We start from the raw sequence: 26,070 nt of genomic DNA, 5'->3' as shown, positions 1-26,070 counted from the left end.
CAGGCACCAGCGGCGCGCCTATGCGCGAAGCCTTACACCAAGGAGCGCGGGACGGCCGCAGGCCTTGGTTGGATAAAGATGATAGGCGCGGTGCAACGGCCGAAGGGGCCGCTGGAGGCTAGAGGTCGCCCCCGGGGGAGCCGCCCGCCGCGGACGGCCGATGGCGGGAGATCAGGCGGCGGAGGTCATGCGGCCGCCGTAGTGCTGCGGCAGGGTCCAGAAATGCTGCAGCTTGGACAGCTCCTGGTTGGCATCGCGCAGGGCGTCCGGCGAGGCGGTGCCGTTGGTCAGCTCGCTGACGTGGCGGTCGAAGAGCTTGTTGATCGCCTGGCAGACCTCGAGGCCCTTGTCCGAGACGCGGACGTGGAAGGACCGGCGGTCGTGCTGCGAGCGCTCCTGGATCAGGTAGCCGTGCTCGACCATCTTCTTGACGTTGTAGGACACGTTGGAGCCCTGGTAGTAGCCACGCTGCGTGAGCTCGCCGACCGTCAACTCGGCATCGCCGATGTTGAAGAGGATCATGGCTTGGACGCTGTTGAGGTCCCGGATGCCCAGGCGTTCAAGCTCGGCCTTCACCACTTCCAGGCACTGGCGGTGAAGACGCTCGACGAGGGCAATGGTTTCCAAGTAAAGGACTTTCACGGTCGGTCTCCAGGCTAGCTCCGCCGGCCCTTCTGGCCGGCCACCTGTCTTGACCGTAACCGCAAGCGGTTAAACAAGTTTTAATGGCGAAGTTCGGGTTTACTTTACGCACATTTCAACGGCCCTTGATCAGCTTGACTATTGCTGAATAATCAAGGTCCTCGTTACCACTATTAACAAATAGTGTATAAAGCGCGGCCGCTTCCGCGCCCAGGGGCGTCGCCACGCCGGCCTGGTCGGCCGCGGCCTGGGACAGCTTCAGATCCTTGTGCATCATGGCCGCCGAGAAGCCCGGCTTATAGTCGCGGTTGGCGGCCGAGGTCTCGACGATGCCCGGCACCGGCAGGTGGTTCAGCATGGCCCAGCAGGAGCCGGAGGCCTTGGAGCTGATTTCGAAGAGCTTCCGGTGCCCCAGGCCCAGGGCCTCGGCCAGGGTGAAGGCCTCGGACAGCGCGATCATCGAGATCCCAAGGATCATGTTGTTGCAGACCTTGGCCGCCTGGCCGGTGCCCGGCCCGCCGGCGTGGATGACGTTCTTGCCCATGACGTCGAGGAGAGGCTGGGCCCGGGCGAAGGCCTGGTCGCTGCCGCCAACCATGAAGGTCAGGGTGCCGGCTTCCGCCCCGGCGATGCCGCCGGAGACCGGGGCGTCCAGCATCTCAAGACCGGCCGCCTCGGCGGCTCGGTTGACCTCGCGCGCCGCCGCGACGTCGATGGTCGAGCTGTCGATCACCAGGGCCCCCGGCTCGGCCGCCGCGATGACCCCGCCGTCGCCGGTGTAGACCGCGCGGACGTGCTGGCCGGCCGGCAGCATGGAGACGACGACCTCGGCGCCCCGGGCGGCCTCGGCCGCGCTGCCGGCGGTCGTGATTCCGGCCGCCGCCGCAGCCTCGAGGCTGGCCGCCGCGACATCGAAGCCGGTCACCGCGTGGCCCGCGGCCAGCAGGTTCTTCGCCATGGGCAGCCCCATGTTGCCCAGGCCGATGAAGCCGATCTTGGCCATAGCGTCCTCCCCATTCGTGACTGTCTTCTTGCTTGCCGTCTATTTCCCGCAGGCACGCGGAAAACACAAGCGCGCCGCGAAGACCGGGGCGCCGCGGGGTGGAGGACCCGCGGCGCCCCTTCGGTCCCCGACCGGCCTAGGACGGATCCAGGTCCTGGGCCAGGTCGACCAGTTCGAGGAAGCCGGCGCGATAGCCGAAGCGGTCTTCGCCCTTGGCGTCCCGCGCCAGGGCCCGGACGTCGTTGTAGCCGAAGCCGTTGGTGTATCGGCCATCCCGAAGAATCTGGCCAAAGGCCGAGACGGCGGCCGCGAAGCGGAAATCCGCGCTGGGATTGCCCCCGCCATCCTCGAGCAACGCCCGCTCGAGCGGCTGCTCGATCAGCCGGCTCTCGTCCTCCCCGGGCAGCTTGTAGCGCAGCTTCAGCAAGGCAAACTCCGAGTCACCTGGATCGTAGACCGGGGCGACCGTTGCCTGGTAGCGCAGCGGATCGATCTTCAGCCCGGGGCTGTCGACCAGTGCGATCTCGTAGAGTGCCGTGACCGTGTGGCCGGCGCCGATGTCGCCGGCGTCGACCTTGTCGTTGCGGAAGTCCTCCCGGGCCAGAAGGCGGTTCTCGAAGCCGATCAGGCGGTACTCGCCGACTACGGCCGGGTTGAACTCGATCTGGACCTTGACGTCCTGGGCGATGGTGAAGAGCGTCGAGGACATGTCCCTGACCAGGACCTTGCGCGCCTCGGCCAGGCGGTCGATGTAGGCGTAGTTGCCGTTGCCGACGTCGGCGATCTGCTCAATCAGGGCCTCTTGGTAGTTGCCGGTGCCGAAGCCCAGGACCGTCAAGGTAATGCCGGTCTTGCGTTTGCGCGCGACCAAATCCTTCAGGGCCTCGACGTTCGCCACGCCAACGTTGAAGTCGCCGTCGGTGGCCAGGATCACCCGGTTGATCCCGCCCTCGATCCAGGCCTTCTCGGCGAAGTCATAGGCCAGCTTGATGCCGGCCGCGCCCGCGGTCCGGCCGCCGGCGCGCAGCCGCTCCAGGGCGGCCCGGATCTTCGCCCGCTCGTCGCCCGGCGTTGGCTCCAGCACGGCCCCGGCCGCGCCGGCATAGACCACCAGCGAGATCCGATCTTTGACCGTCATTTTCTGGGTGAGCAGCTTCAGGCTCCGGATCACCAGGGGCAGCTTGTCCGGCATGTCCATCGAGCCGGAGACGTCGACCAGGAAGACCAGGTTCGCCGGCGGCCGCTCGCCGAGCTCGATATCGAAGCCCTTGATCCCGATCCGCAGCAGGTGGGTGTCCGGGTTCCAGGGCGTTCGGGCCACCTCGGTGGTCACCGCGAAGGGCTGCTGCCGGTCCTTGGGGCCCGGGTAGGCGTAGTCGAAGTAGTTGACCAGCTCTTCGATTCGCACCGCATCGCCTGGCGGCATGCGGCCGGAATCGAGGAAGCGCCGGACGTTGCTGTAGGACCCGGTGTCGACGTCGACGCTGAAGGTCGAGACCGGCGCCTCGGCCACCAGCTTGACCGGGTTCTCCTCCAGGTGCTGGTAGCGCTCCCGGTCCAGTGGCTCGGACGGCGCCCGCAGATCGGCGTCACCGACGTGTCGGGCCAAGGCCGCAGGACCGGCCAGAGGTGCCGACACCTCGGCCGCGGCCGTGGCGGTGGACGTAGATGCCGTGGTCTCCTCAGTGGGAGACTCGCAGCCGGCGAGGACAGCGGCCAGCGCGATCAGCGCCGCCGCGGTCTTGGTGGTTTTCTTGGGTTTCATACTGCCCCCCGATCGTTGGGATTGCTGACAACGGCCCCGGAAAAGGACCGCCGGCCAAACGGGTGGAGCAGCGGATGCGCCGCCCCGAGGCCGCCTCATCCGGGGCAGAGGGGTGGAGATATCAGGGCAATCGGGCCGGGATCCGGCGGCTTCGCGGCGGACTCGGTGCGAAAGGACGGCAAGTTTTCGGCAGGACGCTCGTGGGCCGGCGTCAGGTGAGAATCAAATCCTTGTCCCCCAGGGGGCGGAAGCAAGCGGTGATCATCTCGTCGCTGACCTCTTCGAGGCTGGCCGGCCGCCAGTCCGGGGCGTTGTCCTTGTCGATCAGCAGCGCGCGCACGCCCTCGGGGAAGTCGTGGCCGAACATGCAGGCCTGGCTGAGCCGGTACTCCATGGTCATGGCCTGGGCGAAGGAGAGCCCCCGCCCCTGGCGCAATTGGCGGAAGGTGAGCTTCAGGCTGGTCGGCGAGCAGCGTCCCAGCAGGGCCAGCTGCTTCTCCGCCCAGGGCGTTGCCTCGGCCTCGAGCGCCGCCAGGATCGCCTCGACGCTGTCGCCGGAGAAGCAGCGGTCGATGGCTTCGCGCTGCTCGGCCAGGGGCGCCGGACCGGGATCGCTCGTGAAGTCGGCGAGGACCGCGTCGACCTCCGACCCCGTCGCGACTTCGGCTTCGGCCAGGGCAGCCACCAGATCGTCGAGCCGGGCGCTTTCGACGTGGTGGGTGCCGACCCCGCTGTAGAGACAGTCGGCGGCCTTGAGCCGCTGGCCCGTGAGGCCCAGGAACATCCCGAGCTCGCCCTCCATCCGGGTCAGGAAGTAAGTGCCGCCGACGTCCGGGAAGAGGCCGATCCCGGTCTCGGGCATGGCGAAGGCGGTGTTCTCGGTGACGATGCGATGGCTGCCGTGGACCGAGAGCCCGACCCCGCCGCCCATCACGATCCCGTCGAGAAAAGCGATGTAAGGCTTTGGAAAACGGTGAATATCGTGGTTGAGGGCATATTCTTCCCGAAAGAAGACGACCGGCATATCGCTGCCCTCGCGGATCGCCTCCCAGATCTTCAGGACGTCCCCGCCGGCGCAGAAGGCCCGGCTGCCAGTCGCCCGGATCACCACCGCCGAGACCCCGGGGTTGCCGGCCCAGTCGGCGAGGCGGGGATGATAGGCGTGCATCATGCTCTGGGTCAGGGTGTTGAGCGCCGTGGGCCGATTGAGCGTCGCCACCGCCAGCGGCCCGCGCCGCGCGAAGACGATCTCCGGCTCCTGGGTTTCGCTCATCCTCCACTCCCCTTCGTTGAACGCTGCATCCTTTATCCCACCCCCGCTGTCATGGCCGGGCTTGACCCGGCCATCGATCGTGCCGCTGCTCCGTGGATGCCCGGATCAAGTCCGGGCATGACAGTTGGAAAACCTGGAACACCCCGTGTCCTCACCGCCCCAGCAGATGGCGGGCGACGATCAGGCGCATGATCTCGTTGGTGCCTTCAAGGATCTGGTGGACCCGGACGTCGCGCAGGTAGCGCTCGATCGGGTAGTCCTTGAGGTAGCCGTAGCCGCCGTGGACCTGAAGCGCCTCGTTACAGATTCGGAAACCAGCGTCGGTGGCGAAGCGCTTGGCCATGGCGCAGGCCGCCGTGGCGCCGGGATCGCCCCGGTCGAGGGCGTCGGCGGCGCGCTGCACCATCAGCCGGGCGGCCTCCAGTTCGGTCGCCATGTCGGCGAGCTTGAAGCGCAGGGCCTGGAAGTCGGCCAGGGCCTGGCCGAACTGCTTGCGCTCCCGGGCATAGCCGGTCGCCGCCTCGAGGCAGGCCCGGGCGCCGCCGATCGAGCAGGCTGAGATGTTGATCCGGCCGCCGTCCAGGCCGCTCATGGCGATCTTGAAGCCGTCGCCCTCGGCGCCCAGGCGGTTGGCGACCGGGACCCGGGCGTTCTCGAAGATCACCATGGCCGTGGGCTGGCTGTTCCAGCCGAGCTTCTTCTCCTTCTTGCCGAAGGACAGGCCCTCGGTGCCCTTGGGCACGACTAGGGTCGAGATGCCCTTGGGGCCGTCATCTCCGGTGCGGCACATGACCACGTAGACGTCGCTGGCCCCGCCGCCGGAGATGAAGGCCTTGCTCCCGTTGAGGACGTAGTCCTCGCCGTTCCGCTCGGCCCGGGTCCGCAGCGACCCCGCGTCCGAGCCGGCGCCCGGCTCGGTCAGGCAGTAGCTGGCGAAGTGCTCCATGGTCATGAGCTTCGGCAGGAAGGCATGGCGCTGCCCGTCGCTGCCGAAGCGGTCGATCATCCAGGCGGCCATGTTGTGGATCGAGATGTAGGCCGCGGTGGAGGTGCAGCCGCCGGCCAGCTCCTCGAAGATGACCGCGGCGTCGAGCCGGCCGAGCGCCGAGCCGCCGACGTCGTCGCGCACGTAGACCCCGGCAAAGCCGAGCGCCGCGGCCTTGCGCAGGGCCTCGACCGGGAAGACCTCGTCCTCGTCCCAGCCGGCCGCAAAGGGCGCCATCTCCTTGGCGGCGAAGTCCCGCGCCATCTCCTGGAAGGCGCGCTGCTCCTCGGAAAGCTGGAAGTCCATGGCTTCGGCTCGAACTGGCTGAGACGGCGGCGCCCGGATGATAGAGGCCGGCCTCCGGCTGTCAATCGGCCGCCCTGCCCTCGATCTCCGGAGCGCCCAGCCGCGGCGCGGCGCGGGCCAGGGGCAGCACAAGCAGGACCGAGAGCGTCAGGACGGCGACCAGGCCCCAGGCCTCGTTGATCGCCATGACCAGGCCGGCCTTCTCGAAGAGCGGCGCGACCATGGCCAGCATATCCGGGGTCGGCTCGGCAGGGACCAGGGCCAGGTCGATGCCGACGAAGTCGGCCGCCGCGGCGTCGCGGGCCAACACCTGCTCGCCCAGGCGCTCGGCGTGCACCGGCGCCCGGTTCCAGATCACGGTGTCGATCAGGCCGATGCCGATGGCGCCGCCCAGGTTGCGCATCAGGTTGAAGAGCGCGCTGCCGTCGGGGACTTGCTCGGGCGCGAGGCGGCTGAGGGCGATCCAGGTCGGCGGGATCAGGCAGAACATGATCGCGGCGCCGCGGATCGCCTGGGGCCAGAACATCTCCTCGAAGTCGGTCTCGCGGGTCTGGAAGGCGCTGAGGCCGAGGCCGATGGCGAAGCAGGCAAAGCCGAGCGCGGCCAGAAGCCGGGCGTCGCAGCGCAGCTCGAGGCGCACGGTGATCGGCGCGGTGAGCAGCTGGGCGCAGCCGGTGACCAGCATGATCAGGCCGATGGTCAGCGCGCCGTGGTCGCGCACCAGGCCGAGGAAGACCGGCATCAGGTAGACCGAACCGAAGAGCCCGATCCCGAGCACGAAGCTGGCCGCCGAGCCGACGGCGAAGTCGCGCTGGCGGAACAGCCGGAGGTTCGCGAGCGGCCGGGTGCGTTGGAGCGAGCGGCCGATGAAGAGCAGGCCCGGGAAGACGAAGAGCGCCAGCAGGGCCAGCGCCAGGCCGGAGAGCCAGCCGCGCTCCGGCGCCTCCTTCAGCAGGATCTCCAAGGAGGCCAGGGCCACCGCCAGGGCCGCCAGCGCGGTCCAGTCCAGGGACTTGAGCAGCCCGCGCTGGCCGGCGGCGCGCGGCAGCAGGGCATAGCCGATTCCGCAGGCCAGGATGCCCGGGGCGACGTTGACCAGAAACAGCCAGGGCCAGGAGTAGGTCTCGGTGATGTAGCCGCCGACGGTCGGGCCGAGGGTCGGCGCCAGGACCGCCAGGACCCCGGCGATGGTGGTCGCGGTCGGCTGGTGGCGCTCCGGAAAGAGCAGGAAGACCGCCGAGAAGACCAGGGGGATCAGGCAACCGCCGGCCAGGCCCTGCACGACCCGGGCGGCGATCAGGGCCGGCAGGCTCTCTGCCATCGCGCAGCCGATCGAGGCCAGGGTGAAGAGGCTGAGCGCGGCCAGGAAGAGGCCGCGCAGCGAGAGCGCCCGGGTCAGCAGGCCGGTCATGGGGATCGCGATGACCTCGGCGATCAGGTAGCTGGTCTGGATCCAGCTCATCCGGTCGGCCGAGATGCCCAGCGCCGCGCGGATCGCCGGCAGGGAGGTGGCGACGATCTGGATGTCCAGGATCGCCATGAACATGCCGACGCACATGGCCGAGAAGCCGAGCCAGACCCGCCAGCCCGCCACTTGCGTTTCCTGCCCCTTCACTCCCGGCCGCTCCGTTGCGCCGACGCTCGACATCGCCTCTCCGTCCCGGCTCCTCTCGCAGCTTCGGCGCCAAAGCGCGGAGCGGCACCCATCAAGCGGTGCCAGCGCGGCGCAACCGGGGCAAGGGTAATCGTCGCGAGCCGAGCCGCTCGATGTCGAAAAAAGATCAAGTGTTGTAGTCGTTCAAGCGGTACAGGGGCCGGAACGACAGCTTCGCATAGGACGTGGCGCCTCAGCCCTTGACCAGGGTCACGCCGTGATCGCTCAGCCGCACGGCGACCTCGGCGCCGGGGCCGATCGGGGCGTCGACCCGATGGTCGACGGCGAAGACCTCGCCCAGCGGGGTCTCCACCACGTACTCCATGTGGCTGCCCAGGTAAGTGGCCTTGCGGACGGTGCCCGCCAGGGCCTCGCCGCCGCCATCGTTGGACAGCCGGATCGACTCCGGGCGGATCGCGACCCGGACCGGACCGGGTGACAGGCCGCGCGCCGGCAGGCGATGGCTAAGGCCGCCGATGCGGACCAGCGCCAGGCCGTTCTCTACGGCCTCTATCTTGCCCTCGACCAGGTTGGCGTCGCCGATGAAGTCGGCCACAAAGTCGTCGGCCGGCTGCTCATAGAGGTCGCGGGGCGTGCCTTCCTGCGCGATCCGGGCGTTCTTCATGACGATGATCCGGTCCGAGACGGCCAGGGCCTCTTCCTGGTCGTGGGTCACGTAGGCTACGGTGAGCTGCAGCTTCTGCTGCAGTTCGCGGATGTCCTGGCGGACCCTTCGGCGCAGTTTGGCGTCGAGGTTCGAGAGCGGCTCGTCGAACAGCAGCACGGCTGGCTCCAGGACCAGGGCCCGGGCCACCGCGACCCGCTGCTGTTGGCCGCCCGAGAGCTCGCTGGGCAGTCGCGCGCCGTAGCCTTCCAGGCCGACCAGCCGCAGCCCCTCCTCGGCGCGCTCCTGCAGCTCGGCCTTGGGCAGCCGAGTCATGCTCAGGCCATAAGCGATGTTCTCCGCCACCGTCATGTGCGGGAAGAGCGCGTAGGACTGGAAGACCATGGAGACGTCGCGGTCGGTCGCCGGCAGCAGGGTGACGTCCTCCTCGCCGATCAGGATGCGCCCGCCCGAGGGCATTTCCAGGCCGGCGATCATGCGCAGGGTCGTGGTCTTGCCGCAGCCGCTGGGGCCCAGCAGGGTGACCAGGGACCCGGCTTCGATTGTGAAGGAGATCTCCTCGACTGCAGTCACCTGGCCGAAGGTCTTGGTGACCCCTTCGAAGACAACCTTTGCCGCCTTGCTGCCGATGCTCACGCGACCGCCTCCCCGGCTGCCGGGGCGCCCGCCGCCCTGCTCTCATCGCCGCGCCGCAGGCGCCGCTGGCCGACAACGAGCTGGACCAGGGAAACCGCCGTCAGCATGACCAGGATCAGGACCGAGGCATAGGAGATCGCAAGGCCGTAGTCGCCGTTTTCGACCCGGCCGATAATGTAGGAGGTGGCCATGTCGAACTCGGCGCTGACCAGAAAGATGACCGCGCTGATCGCGGTCATGGCGCGCACGAAACTGAAGACCAGGGAAGCCACGATCGCCGGGCGCAACAGCGGCAGGATGACCCGGCGCACGGTGGTGAAGGTGTTGGCGCCCAGGGTCAGCGAGGCCTCGTCCAGGTTCTGGTCGAGCTGGCTCATCGCGGCGATGCCGGCACGCACTCCCACCGGCATATTGCGGAAGATAAAGCAGAGCACCAGGATCGCGCCGGTGCCGGTCAGCTCGAAGGGCGGCACGTTGAAGGCCAGGATGTAGCTGATGCCGATCACCGTGCCCGGGATGGCGAAGCTTAGCATGGTGCCGAACTCGAAAGCCTCGCGGCCGGCGAAGCGCTGACGGACCAGGAGATAGGCCGTCAGCAGGCCGATGGCGGCGGTCAGCGGCGCCGCCACGCTGGCGATCACGATGGTGGTGAAGAAGGAGTTCCAGGCCGCACCGCTCCAAACCACGCCGTGCTCGCCCGTAGTGATCGAGAAGGCCTCGACGTAGTGGCGCAGGGTGAAGCTGTGGTCGTAGCCCCAGGTCTCGACGAAGCCGCCGAAGAGGATCATGCAGTAGATGACCAGGGTCAGCAGGGCCCAGGGCAGGGCCGTGGCGAAGGCGGTCCACTCGATGCTCCTGGGCAGCGGCGCGTGCCGGCCGGCATCGCCCTTGCCTGTGATGGTCGTGTAGGACTTGCGGCCCAGCCAGCGGCGCTGGGCGTAGAAGGCACTCAAGGTGAAGGCGAGCAGGACGATGGCCAGGACCGCGGCGCGGCCCTGGTCGTATTGCGCCCCGACGATGGCGAAGAAGATCTCCGTCGAGAGCACGCCGTAGCTGCCGCCCAGCACCAGGGGATTGCCGAAGTCGGCCAGGCTCTCGATGAAACCCAACAGGAAGGCATTGGCCAGACCCGGGCGCATCAGGGGCAAGGAGACCGTCGAGAAGGTACGCCATGTGTCGGCGCGCAGGGTCAAGGCAGCCTCCTCCATCGATGGACTGACGCCCTCGACCACCCCGATCAGGACCAGGAAGGCGATCGGCGTGAAGGCCAGGGTCTGGGCGAACCAGATGCCGGGCAGTCCGTAGATCCAGCGCGAGGCCGGAATCTCGAAGGCCCAGTCCATGAACTGGGTGATCGCGCCGGAGCGGCCGAACAGCAGGATCAGGGCGAGGCCGATGACGAAGGGCGGCGTGATGATCGGCAGCACCGTCAGGACCCGCAGGGCCCGCTTCAGGCGAAAGCCGGTGCGCGCGGCGATCAGGGCGAAGGCCAGGCCCAGCAGGGTCGTGCTCAGGCCGGTCAGCACCGCCAGCAACAGCGAGTTCCAGGCGACGCCGCACTGCACGGCCTCGCCCAGGCAGCGCAGGCTCCAGATCTTGCCGTCGAAGAGCTTGCCGAGGAAGACCGAGGCGGAATAGGCCCCCTCCTCGTCCTGGAGCGCGCTGGTCATGATATTGAGGACCGGGAAGAAAATGAAGGCCGCGACCAGGGCGATGATCAGGCCGATGGCACCAACCACGAAGACATCGCCCTTGACCAGACCGCGCGCCGCCAGGCCTTGGGTGAAGAGGAAAAGCAGGGCGCCGCAGACAAGCAGCGCACCGTAGCCCATCCCAAACTGGCGGGTGCCGAGCGGCCCGAAGGCGGCCTCAAGCAGGACGAACTCCCAACCGCCGAGGCCGATGGCGAAGGCCTGCAGGAAAAAGTAGGCCAGACCGCCACCGCCCGCGGCCAGGAGGACCGAGGCGAAACGCGGGTCGGCCTTCGCCCGCCCGGCGACCCCCAGCGGCGCCAGAAGACAAAGCGCCAAGGGTGCCAGCCAGGGCTTCCCCAGAAAGACCTGCACCAGGGCGGGGGCCGCGTCGGGATCCAGGGGATAGCCGTCCAGGACCCATTCAAAGCCCCAGAAGCCCTCCTCGATCGCGTACCAGGGCAGGATCGCGAAACCGACCCAGCCCGCCGCCAGCCAGAGCAGGACCGTCCTGTTCAAGCGCCGCTCCCGCGAAGGGGCAGAGGCCTCGTCCCGGTCACCTCGGCAAGGAGTTGACCTCGTCGTCCCATTTCTTCAGCAGGCGCTTGCGCTCGGCCGAGGAGCCGTACTTCTTGAAGTCGTAGTCGATCAGCTTGAGCTCATCCAGCTTGGGCGCCTGCTGCGGCGGGGCCGCGCCGGTGTTCGACGGGACCTGATAGGCCTTGGCCTCGGCCGCCCGTACCTGGATGTCGGCGCGCAGCGCAAAGTCGTAGAACTTCTTCGCGCTCTCCGGATTGCGCCCGCCCTTGATGATGCTCATGGAGCCGATCTCGTAGCCCGTGCCCTCGCAGGGCGCGACGATCTTGATCGGAAAGCCCTGCACTGCCTGAGTCACCATGTCGTGCATGAAGGTGATGCCGATGGTGGTCTCGCCGCGCGCCGCGGCCTTGATCGGCGCCGAGCCCGACTTGGTGTAGGTGTTGACGTTCTTGTGCAGGCCCTTGAGGTACTCGAAGCCCGCTTCCTCGCCGAAGATCTGGACGATGGTCGCCAAGGTCGTATAGGCGGTGCCGGACGAATTCGGGTTGGCGATCTGGATCTCGCCCTTGTAATCGGCCTTGGTGAGGTCCTCCCAGCATTCTGGCGCCGGCAGGCCCTTGGACTTCAGCAGGTCCTCGTTGTAGCCGATGCCCAGCGCACCGGCGTAGATACCGACCGTGCGGCCGTTCGACGCCTTGGCCTGGTTCTTGGCCCAGTCGTGGAGCTGGACCTGTACCGGCGAGGTATAGGGCTCGGTCAGGCCTTCCTCGGCCGCCTGCAGGTGCGGATCGCCCGTGCCGCCCCACCAGACGTCGCCCTTGGGATTGCGCGCCTCCGCCTTGATCTGGGCGAAGGTCTCGCCCGAGCTCTTGCGGGTCATGGCCACGTCGATGCCGGTCTCCTTGGAAAAGGCCTCGACCATCAGCTGACACCACTCGATCTGTGGGCTGCAGTAAAGCGTCAGGCGATCGGCCGAAGTTGCTGAAAAAGCGACAAAGCTGCTCGCCGCTATGATTCCCAGATAGGCCGCAAGCCGTGTTTTGGGTCTCATGGCATATCCTCCCCTTTGTAGTTCTCCGGCGGCTTTGCGCCGCCTTGGCGATCCGGGCGCGCCTGTCCCGGCCCTGCCCAACCCTTTGTCAGCTTGGCACCAAGCATCACAAAGGTGCAACAAAACCGTCATCTTGATACAAGGACCGGCCGCCCGACAAATGGCCCCAGCGCGGCGGGAATTCCGGCCTAGATCCGCCCCTTCAGAAGGCCGCCCAGTTCCCCGGCGAGTGCCGGTGCGCAGGCGGCGACCGGATTGCCGGATTGCAGCGCGTCGCCGGTCAGGTAGTCGTTGGTCCAGCCCCCCGCCTCGCGAACCAGCGCGAAGCCTGCCAGGGTGTCCCAGGCGTTCATGTGGGGCTCGAAATAACCGACCAGCCGGCCGGCGGCGACGTAGGCGAGCATCAGGGCTCCGGAGCCGTTGCGGACGAACATGCCGCCGGCCTGCAGGAGATCCGCCATGAAGCCCAGCAAGTCCTCCGGCGGCACCCGCGTGGAATGGCCCAGCCCGAAGAGTCCGTCCGCGAAGCGGCTGGCGGTTGGCGGCGGCAGGGGCGCGCCGTTCAGCCGGACACCCTGCCCGCGGCGCGCCGCGAAGAGCTCCTCGGCATTGGGGTCGTAGACGACGCCGAGCTCGATCTCGCCCTGCGATACCAGGGCGATCGAGACGCACCAGGTCGGGATGCCGGCCAGGAAGCAGGCGGTGCCGTCGATCGGATCGACCACCCATGTCGGCCCGGCCTCGCCCTCGGCCGCGACGGCCGCGCCGCTCTCCTCGCCCAGGAAGCCGTCTTGCGGAAAGGCCGCGGCGATGCGGGCGCGGATCATGGCTTCGACCTCACGGTCGGCTTCGCTGACCCAATCCTGGAGTCCCTTGCTCTCGATCTTCAGGGCCTCCCGACCGGCGAAGCGCCGACGCGCAAGGGCGCCCGCCTCGCGAGCCAGGTCCTGCGCGAAGGCGAAACGTTTCTCCATGCAGCTGGTGCCCTCTCCCGAGATCCCCTCGAAGCCCGGCCGCCAGCTTGCGGCGCCGGGGTGTCCGCTACCGGCGGTGTTTGATAGCACGCTGCCCTAGGCGCGACCTCAAATTTCCGGACGCGGGCAGATCCTAGGGGGCTAGATCAAGGGCTCCAGGACGCAGTTGACCGGGATCTCGGCGACAGAGGCCTCGTTGGGCAGGGTGAGCGCCAGGGAGACCAGCTCGGCGACGCTGGCCGCGGGGATCATCTTGTCCCGGTCGAAGGAGGTGACCTCGGCGGTCATGTCGGTGGCGACGTAGCCCGGGCAGATCGAGGTGCCGCGGATCCCGTCCTCCCAGCCGCTGTAGCGCACCGCGTTGGTCAGCGCCGCGGCGGCATGCTTGGTCATGGCGTAGCCGCCGGCGATGCGGCCCTTCACCCGCTTGCCCGAGAGCGAGACGATGTTGACCACGCGACCGCTGCCGGCCTTCCGGAGGTGCGGAAAGGCGGCGCGGATCAGACGCAGGGGCCCTTTGACGTTGACCTCCCACATCTCGTCCAGCAGGGACTCGTTCTCCTCATCGACGTCGAAGGGGTGCATCACCCCGGCGTTGGCGACGAGGCCGTCGATCCGGCCGAAGCGATCGGCGGTCGCGCCGACCCAGGCCGCCGCGCTGCCCCGGTCGCGGGCCTCGAAGTCGTGGCAGAGCACCCGCGCCGGGTCCCAGTCCACGACCAGCGGGCCCAGGCTGTCGACCTGGCGCGCGCCCAGGGAGAGCGCGAAGCCCTCGGTGTAGAGCTTCTCGGCGACCGCGCGCCCGATCCCCCGGTTGGCGCCGGAGATCATGATCACCCGGCCCTCGGCCGCCAGCCGTCCCTCGGCCATGGCTTTCCTCCCTGTTCTTGCGGCGGCCCGCCCCCTCACCCAGCTCCGGCTAAGACGCGGCCTGCGCCGCGCCAAGCCTACGCAACCCTCTCCCACAAAGGGAGAGGGATTCTCCGCACGCGCCTGATTTCTCTCCCCCAAGGGATAGGGAGGGGCCCGCCGCCGGAGGCGGTGGAGGGTAAGGGGTAGGACAACCTCAAACAGGGGCCGCGGCGCCGGTCTCCGGCAGACGGTTCTCTTCCACCGCGTGGCAGGCGACCTCGCGGTCGTCGTGATGGCCGAGGACCGGCGACTCGGTCTGGCAGCGCTCGTTGGCGAAAGGACAGCGCGGATGGAAGTGGCAGCCGGAGGGCGGATGGATCGGGCTCGGCACCTCGCCCGCCACAGGAATCCGGCTGCGGCCGGTCATCTCCAGGTCCGGGATCGCGTCCAGCAGCATCCGGGTGTAGGGATGCTTGGGCGCGTGGAAGACGCTGCGCGCGTCCGACCACTCGACCAGGCGGCCCAGGTACATGACACCGACGTAGTCGGAGATGTGATAGACCACCGCCAGGTCGTGGCTGATGAAGAGATAGGTCAGCCCGAGCTCGCGCTGCAGGTCCTTCATCAGGTTGAGGATCTGCGCCTGCACCGAGACGTCGAGGGCCGAGGTCGGCTCGTCGCAGACCAGGAACTCCGGATTGCTGGCCAGCGCCCGGGCGATCGAGATGCGCTGGCGCTGGCCGCCGGAGAACTCGTGCGGGAACTTCTCGCCGTCGCGCGGGCTGAGGCGCACCTGCTCCAGCAGCTCGCCGACCCGCTTGATCGTGTCCCGCTCGCCCTCGATCAGCTGATGCGCCCGGATCGGCTCGGCGATGATGTCGGCGACCCGCCAGCGCGGATTGAGGCTGGCGTAGGGATCCTGGAAGATCATCTGCATGCGCTTGCGCACCGGCTCCATGGCGCGGCGCGACGACAGCGCGGCAAGGTCGGTGCCGTCGAACTCGACCTTGCCCTTGGTCGGGTGGTAGAGCTGCACGACCAGACGGGCGACCGTCGACTTGCCGCAGCCGGATTCGCCGACCAGGCTGAAGGTCTTGCCCTTGGGAATCTCGAAGCTGACGCCGTCGACCGCCTTCAGCAGGGTGCGCCCTTCCCGGTTCAGGGCGCGGGTGATGAAGGGCGGCGAGACGTCGAAGTACTTCGCCAGGTCGTGGACCTGCAGCAGCGGCCGGTCCGGCTCTGCCGGCAGGGGCTGTAGGGCGTCAGCCATCGCTTCCGGTCCTTTCCAGCGGCTGGTCGAAGAGCCAGCAGGCGACCTGCGAGCTGTCCACCTGCATCAGGTCGGGGCGCTGCGCGACGCAGCGGTCGAAGGCCCTGGGGCAGCGCGGATTGAAGGCGCAGCCGCTGGGGATCTCGGTCAGCCGCGGCATGGAGCCTTCGATCTGCTCCAGGCGCTCCGTTTCGTGGCCCATTTTCGGGATCGAGCCCATCAGGCCGTGGGTGTAGGGATGCTTGGCCCGCATGATCACGTCCTCGACCGGCCCGACCTCGGCCAGACGGCCGGCGTACATGACCGCGACCCTGTCGGCGGTCTCGGCGATCACCCCCATGTCGTGGGTGATCAGCATGACCGCGGCGCCGTGCTCCCGGCAGAGCTTCTTCAGCAGCGAGATGATCTGGGCCTGGATCGAGACGTCCAGGGCCGTGGTCGGCTCGTCGGCGATGATCAGGCGCGGATTGACGCAGAGCGCCAAAGCGATCACCACCCGCTGGCGCATGCCGCCGGAGAACTGGTGAGGGTACTGGTCGACCCGAAGCTGCGGCGATGGGATACCGACCTCCGACAGCAGCTCGATGGCGCGTTCGCGGGCCTCCTGCGGGCTCATCTGGCTGTGGGTCAGGATGGTCTCGGTGAGCTGCCGGCCGACCGTGTAGAGCGGGTTGAGGCTGGTCAGCGGGTCCTGGAAGACCATGCCGATATGGCGGCCGCGAATCCGCCGTATCAGCTCGTAGGGCAGATTCGCGATGTCCTGGCCCTCCAGCAGGACCTTGCCGCCGGCGATCCGCCCCGGCGGCTCGAGCAGGCCGATGATCGCAGAGCCGGTCAGCGACTTGCCCGCGCCGGACTCGCCGACCACGCCCAGGACTTCGCCTTCGTCGATATGGAAGGAGATGTCGTCGACCGCCACCAGGGTGCCGCGGCGGGTCGGGAACTCGATCCGTAGGTTCTCGACCTTCAGCAGCGGCTGGTTCTTGCGCATCGGCCTCACCGCAGCTTCGGATTGAGGGCGTCGCGCAGCCAGTCGCCCAGGAGGTTGACCGCCAGCACCAGCACGACCAGGGCCAGGCTCGGGAAGATGGTCATCCACCACTCGCCGGAGAAGAGGTACTGCTGGCCGATGCGGATCAGGGTGCCCAGGGACGGCCGGGTGATCGGCACGCCGACGCCCAGGAAGGAGAGCGTCGCCTCGGTGATGATGGCGATCGCCAGGCTCAGGGTCGCGATGACCAGCACCGGCCCCATGACGTTGGGCAGGACATGGCGGATCATGATCAGCGCCGGATGGATGCCGATCACCCGTGCGGCCTGAACGTACTCCTTGTTCTTCTCGACCAGGGTCGAGCCGCGCACCGTGCGGGCGAAGTTGACCCACTGCGAGGCCGCGATCGCCAGGACCAGGACGTAGAGCTTCAGGTCCTCGGCCGCGCCCCGCGGCAGGACCGAGCCGACGATGCCGTCGATCAGCAGGGCGATGAGAATTGCCGGGAAGGTCAGCTGGATGTCGGCAGTCCGCATGATGATGCTTTCCAGCCGTCCGCCCACGTAGCCGCTGAGCAAACCGAGGAAGGTGCCGACGAAGGCGGCCAGGACGATCGAGGCGAAGCCGACCCCGAGCGAAATCTGCAGCCCGAACATGATTGCCGAGAGGATGTCTCGGCCCTGGTCGTCGGTGCCGAGCAGGAAGCGCGGATCGCCGCCGGCCTCCCAGACCGGTGGCCGGTAGGCATCCATCAGGTTGAGCGTCTTGACGTCCAGGGTGTCGTAGGGCGCCAGCCAGGGTGCCAGCAGGGCCGCGAGGAACAAGACCATGGTGATCGCGAAGGCCACGATGGTGACCGGCGAGCGCTTGAAGCTGTAGAAGACGTCGCCGTCGAAGAAGCGCTTCAGGCTGTCGGCGACCCGGGCCCCGAAGGAGGGCGCGATCTCGGCGGTATCGATGTTCTGCGCCATGCCCCTCTCCTCAGTGCGCCGCGCCGCCGACGTGCTCGGCGCGCAGACGCGGATCCACCGCGAAGTAGAGCAGATCGACGATGAGGTTGATCAGGACGAAGAACAGGGCGATCAGCACCAGGTAGCTGGACATCACCGGGATGTCGACGAACTGGATCGCCTGCAGGATCAGGAGGCCCATGCCCGGCCACTGGAAGACCGTCTCGGTGATGATCGAGAAGGCGAGCAGCGAGCCGATCTGCAGGCCCATGATCGTGATCACCGGCACCAGGGTGTTCTTCAGGGCGTGGCCGAAGTTCACCGCGCGGTTGCTTAGCCCCCGGGCCCGGGCGAACTTGATGTAGTCCGTGCGCATGACCTCGAGCATCTCGGCGCGCACCAGGCGCATGATCAGGGTCAACTGGAACAGCGCCAGGGTGGTCGCCGGCATGATGATCGAGCGCCAGCCGTCGAAGGTCAGGAAGCTCGTTGTCCACCAGCCCAGATCAACCACCCCGCCTCGTCCGAAGGTCGGCAGCCAGCCGAGCCAGACCCCGAAGATCAGGATCAGCAGGATGCCGATGACGAAGGTCGGCAGGGATATGCCGATCAGCGAGACCGTCAAAAAGACCCGGGACAGCCAGGCGTTGCGGTTGAGCCCGGTGTAGACCCCCATCGGCACGCCGATCACCAGGGCCAGGATGGCGGAGACGAAGACCAGCTCGAGAGTCGCGGGCAGGCGATCGGCGATCACACCGTCGACCGGCACGCCCATCCGGTAGGACAGGCCGAACTCGCCCTGCAGGGAATTCCCGATCCAGTTTGCGAACTGGACCGGAAAGGGCTTATCGACGCCGAGCCGCTCGCGCAGCAACTGCCGCTGCTCCTCGGTGGCGTCCTGGCCGACCATGTTGTTGATCGGATCGCCGACGAACTGGAACAGCGAGAACGATACGAAGCCGACCACCAGCATGACGATGATGGCCTGGAACAGGCGCTGGACGATGAAGGCGAACATCTCGGGCGGGCCGATCTGTCTAGGAGCTGGAATGCGCGGGCGGCCCGGCCCTTGCGGTCCGGGCCGCCAGGCACATTCGCGCCGTCTACTTCATCACGACGTAGCGCAGGTCGACGTCGTTGAAGGGCCGTTGCCAGACGCTCTTGACCGTATCGCTACGCACCCCCCAGGCCAGGGCCTGCTGGTGCAGCGGAATATGGCCGACCTCGTCCTTGTGGATCTGGAAGGCCTCGCGGATCAGCGCGTTCCGCTTCTCCTCGTCCATCTCCGTCTTGATCTTCTGGGTCAGCTCCATGACCTTCGGATTGGCGTAGCGACCGGAGTTCCAGTCGCCGTGGCCCGCCTCGCCGGTGCTCATTAGCTGCATCAGCGGGTTCAGGGCGTCGTAGGAACCCGGGGTCCAGCCCAGCATGTAGAAGCTGGTGTCGTTGCCCTCGGCCAGGCCGATCTTGTTGAAGTGCAGCGACTTGGTCTGGAAGTTCGGCGTCACCTTGATGCCGACCCGCTCGAGCATCGGGATGATGGCGGTGCAGATCTCCTCGTCGTTGACGTAGCGGTCGTTCGGGCAGTCGAAGGTGACCTTGAAGCCGTCGGCATAGCCGGCCTCGGCTAGGAGCGCCTTGGCCGCATCCGGGTCGTAGGGAAAGCGGTCGTTCATGTCCTCCTGGAAGCCGTTGATGCCCGGCGCGATCATCAGGCCGGTCGGCGTCGCCGCGCCACGCATCACCACGCGCTTGATGCTCTCGATGTCGATCGCCTGGTAGAAGGCCTTGCGCACCCGAACGTCGAGGAAGGGATTCTTGTCGCCCTTGTTGTCCAGGGACTCGTCGCGCCACTGATCGAAGCCGAGGAAAATGGTCCGCAGCTCGGGGCCTTCCATGGCCTCGGTGTTGGAGTCCTGCTCCAGGCGCTTCACGTCCTGCAGCGGCACCGGGTACATCAGGTCGATCTCGCCGGAGAGCAGGGCCGCGACGCGGGTCGCGTCGTTGGCGATCGGCGTGAAGACCGCCTTGGAGACGTTGCTCTCCATCGCGTCCTTGTTCCAATAGCCGTCGAAGGGCTCGAGCACGATGCGGGTGTCCTGGACCCACTCGACCAGCTTGAACGGACCGGTGCCGTTTGCGTTGACGTTGGCAAAGTTGGTCGAACCGTGGGCGCGGACCACCTCGAAGGCGTTGTTCTCTTCCATCCACTCCTGATCGACGATGTAGAAGTTCGGCATGTTGAGGAGCAGGATCGGATCCGGCCCGTTGGTGATCATCTCGATCGTGTAGTCGTCGACCTTCTTCATCTCCTTCACGGTGTTGAGCACGAAGCTCATGTCCGAGGTCTCCTGCGTCTGCCGCTTGTGGGAGTACAGGACATCGTCGGCGTTGAAGGGATTGCCGTTGTGGAAGGTCACGCCTTCGCGAAGCTTGAAGCGCCAGGTGGTGTCGTCGACCTTCTCCCAGCTGACCGCCAGGTCCGGCTCCAGCGAGAGGTCCGGCTTGCGGTGCACCAGCCGGCCGTAGATGTTGCTCTTCATCGCGTTGGTCGGACCCTCGTTGTTGGCGTGAGGGTCGAGGCCCAGAATGTCGCCCGTCGTGGCGTAGCGGAAGGTCTTGGCGTCGACGGCCTGGGTCCCGACGACGGTGGCCGCCGCGAGCACCAAGGCGGCAACGAGGCTTTCCCTGAGTCGCATCATTTTTTCTCCCTGTTCTCGACCTTGGGGGCTCTGCCGGGCCGTGGGCCCGGCGCCTCCCCTTTTCTTGGACTTGGCCGGAGGCCCTGGCCCCCGTCTTGGCGCCTAGCCTAAGTGCCGGCTCGTGAATGAGCAAGTCGGCCAAGCGCCTATAGAACGTTCTTGTAGAGCCGGCCTGCCTTCATAATCAAGGCAATAGCGTCACCTTCTGTATCCAGGACCGAAATCTCCCGCAGCGGGTCGCCATCGACGACGATCAGGTCCGCCAGAGCGCCGGGCTTGAGGACTCCGAGCTCGCCTTCGCGGTTCAGCAAGCGGGCGTTGTTGGAGGTCGCCTGGACCAGGATTTCGTGGGGGGTCAGGACCTCGGCCCGGATCGAGAACTCGCGGTTCTGGTACTTGTGGAGGGCGCCCAGCAGGTCGGTGCCAAGGCCGATCTGCACCCCGGCCGCCTTGAGCAGCTCCACCGCCCGCAGGCCGGCGCCCCGCACCTCCTCAAGCTTGCGCAGGCTGACCTCCGGGAGGCCCAGCTCCCGCCCGTAGAGGTGCGACATCTCGTAGGTCACCAGGGTCGGCACCACGAAGGCGCCCTGGCCGGCGCAGAACTCGGCGGTCTCGGCGTCGATCAGGTTGGCATGCTCGATCGAGCGGACGCCGTACTCGACGCAGCGCTGGATCGCCTCGGCCGTGTAGGCATGGGCCATGACGTAGGTCCGCCAGGAGGCCGCTTCCCAGACGATGGCGCGGATCTCCTCCTCGGAATACTGCAGGTTCCAGATCGGATCGTTGGGCGAGGCGACCCCGCCCGAGGCCATGATCTTGATCTGGGTGGCGCCCTTGCGCAGCTCGTCCCGCGCCGCCCTTCGGACCTCGGGAACGCCGTCGGCGATGCGCTCGAAGCCGGTGCCCCGCAGGCAGCAGAGGCAGAAGGCGTCGGCCTCAAGGTCGCGGAAGTCGGCGTGGCCGCCGGTCTGGGTCAGGGCCCGGCCCGAATAGAAGATCCGGGGCCCGCGGATCAGGTCGGTCTCGGTGGCGCGGGCCAGGCCGTAGTCGCCGCCGCCGGCATCGCGGACCGTCGTGAAGCCCCGCTGCAGGGCGCCCTCCAGGATCACGCGGGCGTGCTGATAGACCAGGGACCGCGGCATGGCGCCGATCTTGGCGATATCGAGGTCGACCGCGATGGCATGGAAATGGGCGTCGATCAGGCCGGGCATCAGGGTCCGTCCGCCCAGATCGATTTCCTCGGCCCCGCCGGCAGCGATCCCGCGGTCGGAGACCTCCTTGATCCGGCCGTCCTCGACCAGCAGAGAGGCGCCCTCGATCGGCTCCGCCGAGACGCCGTCGAAGAGCAACGCGTTGGTAAAGAGAAGCTGCTCCGCCACCTTCGCCTCAAGATCCCTGCGTCATGACCAGATGGCAGGTTAGGCCCAAGCCGTCCCCGGAACAACCGGAGCGAGAGCCTAGGACAAAGTGGGTTTTGCCACAGGCGGCAGGCGCGATCCTCGGCATCTTCTCCCGCCGCGCGGCCGGAGCTTCCTGGGGCCCCATTGCGCCGCTTGACAAGACGAAGAGCTTTCGGCTTTAAAGAAGGCAGCGCCGATTTGATGCTTAGCTTGCGGGCGCTTAAGAAATGCGGCTAAAGCGAGCGGGGACCGCCCCGGCGCCAGCCGCGGCGGTTTTTTTGTGGTCCGGTCCCGCCCCGAAGGGACCCCCGGGGATTTGATTGGGGCAGCTTGCTCCGGGTCATCAAATGCTAAAGCGCCGCAGTGCGTGCGGGCCCCAGAGAAGGCATTCGACACCACCTGCTGTCCGAAGGGAGAACCTGCATGACCGACAGCCCGAAGCACCCCGAGACCCTGGCCCTTCACGCCGGCTTTCGGAAGGACCCGGCCACCAACGCCGTGGCCGTGCCGATCTACCAGACAACCTCCTACCAGTTCGACCACACCGAGCACGCGGCCAACCTTTTCGCCCTGAAGGAGCTCGGCAACATCTACACCCGGATCATGAATCCGACCTGCGCGGTCCTGGAGGAGCGGATCGCGGCGCTGGAAGGCGGCGCCGCGGCCCTGGCGGTCAGCTCGGGCCAGGCGGCCTCGGCCATGGCGATCCAGAACATCGCCCAGGCCGGCGACAACATCGTCAGCTCGACCGACCTCTACGGCGGCACCTGGAACCTCTTCGCCAACACGCTCCGGACCTTCGGCATCGAGGTGCGCTTCGTCGACCCGAGCGATCCCGAGTCCTTCCGCCGGGCGACCGACGAGCGGACCCGCGCCTACTACGCCGAGACCCTGCCCAACCCCAAGCTCCACGTCTTCCCGATCCGCGAAGTCGCCGACATCGGCGAGGAGCTGGGCGTGCCGCTTATCGTCGACAACACGGCGGCCCCGGTGCTCTGCCGGCCCTTCGACCACGGCGCCCACATCATCGTCTATTCGACGACCAAGTACATCGGCGGCCACGGCACCTCGATCGGCGGCCTGATCGTCGACGGCGGCACCTTCGACTGGGAGAAGCACGCCGAGCGCTTCCCGCTGCTGAACCGGCCGGACCCCAGCTATCACGGCGCGGTCTGGACCAAGGACACCAAGGCCCTGGGTCCGATCGCCTACATCCTCAAGGCGCGGGTCACCCTGCAGCGCGACCTGGGCTACGCCCTGTCGCCCTTCAACGCCTTCCTCTTCGTCCAGGGCCTGGAGACCCTGCCGCTGCGGATCCGCGAGCACTGCCGCAACGCCCAGGCGGTCGCCGACTACCTGGAGCGGCACGAGGCGGTGGAGCGGGTGATCTACCCCAGCGTCTTCGAGGGCGAGCAGAAGCGCCGGGCCGAGACCTATCTCAAAGGCGGACTGGGCGGCCTGGTGGGCTTCGAGCTCAAGCAGGGCAAGGAGGCCGGGCGGCGCTTCATCGACGGGCTGGAGCTCTTCTACCATGTCGCCAACATCGGCGACGCCCGCTCGCTGGCGATCCACCCGGCAACCACCACCCATTCCCAGCTGACCCCGGACGAGCAGTTGGCGACCGGGGTCACAGACGGCTATGTCCGCCTGTCGATCGGCATCGAGCACATCGACGACATCCTGGCCGACCTCGACCGCGGCTTGGCCGCGGCCGGCGGGGTCGCCCGGGCAGCCGAGTAGGGAGCGCGCGCCATGGCGAAAACCTTCAAGACGGTGGTCGAAGGGACCCGCGACCGCTTGCGCGCGGAACCGGACAAGGCCCGGGCCCGCTTCGAGGCGGTCAGCCGGCAGACCGGCGGCCTGAGGAGCGAGGTCCAGACCCGGCAGTTCCTGCTGACCGTGGACGAGCCGCCGGCCCTGGGCGGCGGCGACGCCGGGCCCAACCCGGTCGAGCTGATCCTGGCCGCCCTCGCGAGCTGCCAGGAGATCACCTACCGTCTCCACGCCGATGCCCTGGGCATCCCGCTGGAGGGGGTCTCGGTCAAGGTCTGCGGCGAGCTCGACCTGCGCGGCCTCTTCGCGGCGGCGGACGGGGTCCGGCCGGGCTTCCAGGGGCTGTCGGTCGAGGTCAGCCTGACCTCCTCGGCAAGCGACGCGGAGCTGGAGCGGCTGCGCGAGGTGGTCGAGCGGCACTGCCCGGTGCTCGACCTGCTGCAGAACACCACCCCGGTGGCGATCGCGGCGGAGCGGGCGCTGGCCGGGCCGGTGATCGCCGCGGGCTAGACCCCGGATGAGGGTCAAGCCGAGGTTGGGAGGGCCGGCGGGACCGCCCCGGCACTCCTCCTTCGGCCCGCCCCCACAGTCGTGTGATTTGGGTCACGGGGCCGGCGGCTCTATATTCTAACCAAGCCGATCCGATTTCGGAGGCGAGGGACCCGGATGCCGATCAAGATCCCGAACGACCTGCCGGCCCGCCACATCCTGGAGCAGGAGGGGGTCAGCGTCATCAAGGAGACGGATGCCATCCGCCAGGACATCCGGCCCATGAGGATCGCCCTGCTCAACCTCATGCCGAACAAGATCCGCACCGAGACCCAGTTCGCGCGGCTGACCGGCTCCACCCCCTTGCAGGTCGAGCTGACCCTGCTGCACACCGGCAGCTACCGCCCGAAGAACACCCCGGAGCGGCATCTGCTGGACTTCTACAGGACCTGGGAGCAGGTCCGGAACGAGAAGTTCGACGGCCTGATCGTAACCGGCGCGCCGGTCGAGACAATGCCATTCGAATCAGTCGACTACTGGCCGGAGCTGACCCAAATCATCGACTGGACACAGAGCAACGTCCAGCACACCCTCTACGTCTGCTGGGGCGCCCAGGCCGCGCTCTACCACTGGTACGGCGTGCCCAAGTACGAGCTGGACGAGAAGATGTTCGGGGTCTACCGGCAGCAGGTGCTCAACCGCAATTCGCGCCTCCTGGTCGGCATCAACGACGAGTTCTCGATCCCGGTCTCGCGCCACACCGAGGTGCGCAGCGAGGACATCCCCGCGCTGCCCGGCCTCAACGTCCTGGCCGTCTCCCGGGACTCCGGCCTCTGCCTGGTCGAAGACCTGCCGCGCCGGGCCGCCTACATGTTCAATCACGTCGAATACGACGCCTCGACCCTCAAGGACGAGTACGACCGCGACGTGGCGGCCGGGATGGAGATCCAGGTCCCGGCCAACTACTACCCCGACGACGACCCCAGCAAGCCGCCAATCAACCGCTGGCGGTCCTACGCGCATCTCCTGTTCTGGAACTGGATCAACGAGATCTACCAGGAGACGCCCTTCGACATCGCCCGGATCGGTGAGGACCGCCGGCCGGACGACCGCCTGATCAAGAAGGCCGGCTGATCCGGCCCCCTTGTTGCCGCAGGGGGCGGCGCCTAGACTGCGGCCGGAGGTCGGCCCCCGCCGGTTACAGGGGACCGAAGCAGCAGGAGTCGGTCGCAGAGCCATGCCAGACGCCAAGCCCAGCCGCCCCGTCGTCGTCGAGCCCCCCGAGCGCAAGGCCCCGCCGCGGGCCGAGGAGGCCCTGGGCGCCTTTCCGCGAGTCCGGATGCGGCGCAACCGCGGCCAGGCCTGGAGCCGGCGCCTGGTCGCCGAGGCCCGCCTCGGGATCGAGGACCTGATCTGGCCGGTCTTCCTGCGCGAGAGCGAGGCGCTCGGCGCGGAGATCGAGGGCATGCCGGGGATCCGTCGCTACACCATCCCCGAGCTGATCGAGGCCGCCGGCCGGGCCGCCGAGCTCGGCGTTCCCGCGATCGCGCTCTTCCCCTACGTCGAGGACGCCGAGAAGACCCCGGAGTGCCGCAATGCCTGGGATCCCGAGAACCTGGTCTGCCGGACGATCCGCGCCCTCAAGGCCGAGGTGCCCGCGCTCGGCGTGATCTGCGACGTGGCCCTCGACCCCTACAACAGCCTGGGCCACGACGGCATCGTCCGGGACGGCAAGATCCTCAACGACGAGACCCTGGAGGTCCTGAGCCGCCAGGCTCTGGCCCAGGCCGAGGCCGGCTGCGACGTCATCGCGCCCTCGGACATGATGGACGGGCGGATCGGGGTGATCCGCCGCACCCTGGACGAGCACGGCCTGGAGGCGGTCCAGATCCTGGCCTATGCCGCCAAGTACGCCAGCGGATTCTACGGCCCCTTCCGCGCCGCCATCGGCTCGGGCGGCGCCCTGGTCGGCGACAAGAAGACCTACCAGATGGACCCGGCCAACGGCGACGAGGCCCTGCGCGAGGTCGCCCTCGACCTGCAGGAGGGCGCCGACATGGTCATGGTCAAGCCCGGCCTGCCCTATCTGGACATCATCCGTCGGGTCAAGGACGCCTTCCGGGTTCCGACCTTCGCCTATCAGGTCAGCGGCGAGTACGCCATGCTGCGCGCCGCCGCCGACCAGGGCTGGCTGGATTACGACAAGGTCCTGATGGAGAGCCTGATCGCCTTCAAGCGTGCCGGCTGCGACGGCGTCCTGACCTACGCCGCCCTGGAGACCGCCGAACGCCTGAAGAAAGGCTGAGGGCCGGGCCTGGGCCGGGCGGAACCGCGGACCTTCCCCGCCACGTCGCGCCGCATTCACAAACTGTCATGCCCGGACTTGATGGGGTGGATGGCCCCCTTACGGCATCGATGTGCCAAGGTTGGTTATCGCAAAGACCAACGAAGGGAGGCCATCCATGAAGAAGGTTAGCATCATCGGTGTGGATCTTGGG

At 67.8% G+C, this 26,070-nt stretch carries 21 protein-coding genes; 4 read left to right on the top strand and 17 right to left on the bottom strand.

Annotated features, from left to right (window positions below; all coding sequences use genetic code 11):
* Positions 1–171: 171 nt before the first annotated feature.
* The 17 genes from QNJ30_05240 to QNJ30_05160 form a co-directional block, all read right to left on the bottom strand.
* Positions 172–642 (bottom strand): helix-turn-helix domain-containing protein, encoded by a 471-nt coding sequence (locus QNJ30_05240; GenBank protein ID MDJ0942843.1) that lies wholly within the window; start codon positions 640–642, stop codon positions 172–174.
* Between the two features lie 115 nt (positions 643–757).
* Positions 758–1,645 carry a 3-hydroxyisobutyrate dehydrogenase gene (gene mmsB, locus QNJ30_05235; protein MDJ0942842.1) on the bottom strand — a complete coding sequence of 296 codons (888 nt, stop codon included), beginning with the start codon at positions 1,643–1,645 and terminating at the stop codon, positions 758–760.
* Between the two features lie 136 nt (positions 1,646–1,781).
* Positions 1,782–3,410 (bottom strand): VWA domain-containing protein, encoded by a 1,629-nt coding sequence (locus tag QNJ30_05230; GenBank protein ID MDJ0942841.1) that lies wholly within the window; start codon positions 3,408–3,410, stop codon positions 1,782–1,784.
* 211 nt (positions 3,411–3,621) lie between these two features.
* A complete protein-coding gene (locus QNJ30_05225; GenBank protein ID MDJ0942840.1) occupies positions 3,622–4,683 on the bottom strand; it encodes an enoyl-CoA hydratase/isomerase family protein in 1,062 nt (353 codons plus the stop codon).
* Positions 4,684–4,834: 151 nt separating this feature from the next.
* Positions 4,835–5,974 carry an isobutyryl-CoA dehydrogenase gene (locus tag QNJ30_05220; GenBank protein ID MDJ0942839.1) on the bottom strand — a complete coding sequence of 380 codons (1,140 nt, stop codon included), beginning with the start codon at positions 5,972–5,974 and terminating at the stop codon, positions 4,835–4,837.
* A 61-nt stretch (positions 5,975–6,035) separates the two neighbouring features.
* On the bottom strand, positions 6,036–7,568 hold the full coding sequence (locus QNJ30_05215) for a DHA2 family efflux MFS transporter permease subunit (GenBank protein ID MDJ0942838.1): 1,533 nt from the start codon (positions 7,566–7,568) through the stop codon (positions 6,036–6,038).
* Between the two features lie 253 nt (positions 7,569–7,821).
* Positions 7,822–8,889: an ABC transporter ATP-binding protein gene (locus tag QNJ30_05210; GenBank protein MDJ0942837.1), complete on the bottom strand. Its 1,068-nt coding sequence runs from the start codon at positions 8,887–8,889 to the stop codon at positions 7,822–7,824.
* On the bottom strand, positions 8,886–11,099 hold the full coding sequence (locus QNJ30_05205; GenBank protein MDJ0942836.1) for an iron ABC transporter permease: 2,214 nt from the start codon (positions 11,097–11,099) through the stop codon (positions 8,886–8,888). The genes QNJ30_05210 and QNJ30_05205 overlap by 4 nt, the downstream gene beginning before the upstream one ends.
* Positions 11,100–11,136: 37 nt before the next feature.
* On the bottom strand, positions 11,137–12,171 hold the full coding sequence (locus tag QNJ30_05200; protein MDJ0942835.1) for an ABC transporter substrate-binding protein: 1,035 nt from the start codon (positions 12,169–12,171) through the stop codon (positions 11,137–11,139).
* Between the two features lie 188 nt (positions 12,172–12,359).
* Positions 12,360–13,145 carry an inositol monophosphatase gene (locus tag QNJ30_05195; GenBank protein ID MDJ0942834.1) on the bottom strand — a complete coding sequence of 262 codons (786 nt, stop codon included), beginning with the start codon at positions 13,143–13,145 and terminating at the stop codon, positions 12,360–12,362.
* Between the two features lie 141 nt (positions 13,146–13,286).
* Complete coding sequence (locus QNJ30_05190; GenBank protein MDJ0942833.1) at positions 13,287–14,015, bottom strand: SDR family NAD(P)-dependent oxidoreductase; 729 nt, start codon at positions 14,013–14,015, stop codon at positions 13,287–13,289.
* Positions 14,016–14,211: 196 nt separating this feature from the next.
* On the bottom strand, positions 14,212–15,267 hold the full coding sequence (locus tag QNJ30_05185; GenBank protein MDJ0942832.1) for an ATP-binding cassette domain-containing protein: 1,056 nt from the start codon (positions 15,265–15,267) through the stop codon (positions 14,212–14,214).
* Positions 15,260–16,258, bottom strand: a complete 999-nt coding sequence (locus QNJ30_05180) for an ABC transporter ATP-binding protein (GenBank protein ID MDJ0942831.1) — start codon at positions 16,256–16,258, stop codon at positions 15,260–15,262. Before QNJ30_05180 ends, QNJ30_05185 begins: the two co-directional genes overlap by 8 nt.
* A gap of 5 nt (positions 16,259–16,263) precedes the next feature.
* The gene (locus QNJ30_05175; protein ID MDJ0942830.1) at positions 16,264–17,229 is read right to left on the bottom strand and encodes an ABC transporter permease; all 966 of its coding nucleotides are present in this window, start codon (positions 17,227–17,229) and stop codon (positions 16,264–16,266) included.
* A 10-nt stretch (positions 17,230–17,239) separates the two neighbouring features.
* Entirely contained in the window at positions 17,240–18,226 is a 987-nt protein-coding gene (locus QNJ30_05170) for an ABC transporter permease (protein MDJ0942829.1), read from the bottom strand.
* A gap of 85 nt (positions 18,227–18,311) precedes the next feature.
* Positions 18,312–19,910, bottom strand: a complete 1,599-nt coding sequence (locus QNJ30_05165; GenBank protein MDJ0942828.1) for an ABC transporter substrate-binding protein — start codon at positions 19,908–19,910, stop codon at positions 18,312–18,314.
* A gap of 146 nt (positions 19,911–20,056) precedes the next feature.
* Positions 20,057–21,289 carry an amidohydrolase family protein gene (locus tag QNJ30_05160; protein ID MDJ0942827.1) on the bottom strand — a complete coding sequence of 411 codons (1,233 nt, stop codon included), beginning with the start codon at positions 21,287–21,289 and terminating at the stop codon, positions 20,057–20,059.
* Positions 21,290–21,733: 444 nt separating this feature from the next.
* On the opposite strand from QNJ30_05160, the gene QNJ30_05155 reads away from it, so the two are divergent.
* From QNJ30_05155 to hemB, 4 genes are all read left to right on the top strand, one after another.
* On the top strand, positions 21,734–23,050 hold the full coding sequence (locus QNJ30_05155) for a PLP-dependent transferase (GenBank protein ID MDJ0942826.1): 1,317 nt from the start codon (positions 21,734–21,736) through the stop codon (positions 23,048–23,050).
* Positions 23,051–23,062: 12 nt separating this feature from the next.
* On the top strand, positions 23,063–23,593 hold the full coding sequence (locus QNJ30_05150; protein ID MDJ0942825.1) for an OsmC family protein: 531 nt from the start codon (positions 23,063–23,065) through the stop codon (positions 23,591–23,593).
* Between the two features lie 156 nt (positions 23,594–23,749).
* Entirely contained in the window at positions 23,750–24,706 is a 957-nt protein-coding gene (metA, locus tag QNJ30_05145) for a homoserine O-succinyltransferase (GenBank protein ID MDJ0942824.1), read from the top strand.
* A 103-nt stretch (positions 24,707–24,809) separates the two neighbouring features.
* Entirely contained in the window at positions 24,810–25,877 is a 1,068-nt protein-coding gene (hemB, locus tag QNJ30_05140; GenBank protein ID MDJ0942823.1) for a porphobilinogen synthase, read from the top strand.
* Positions 25,878–26,070: the final 193 nt, after the last annotated feature.

The sequence above is a fragment of the Kiloniellales bacterium genome (assembly GCA_030066685.1).
Lineage (GTDB): Bacteria > Pseudomonadota > Alphaproteobacteria > Kiloniellales > JAKSBE01 > JAKSBE01.
This window is presented reverse-complemented; position numbering and strand designations above follow the sequence as displayed.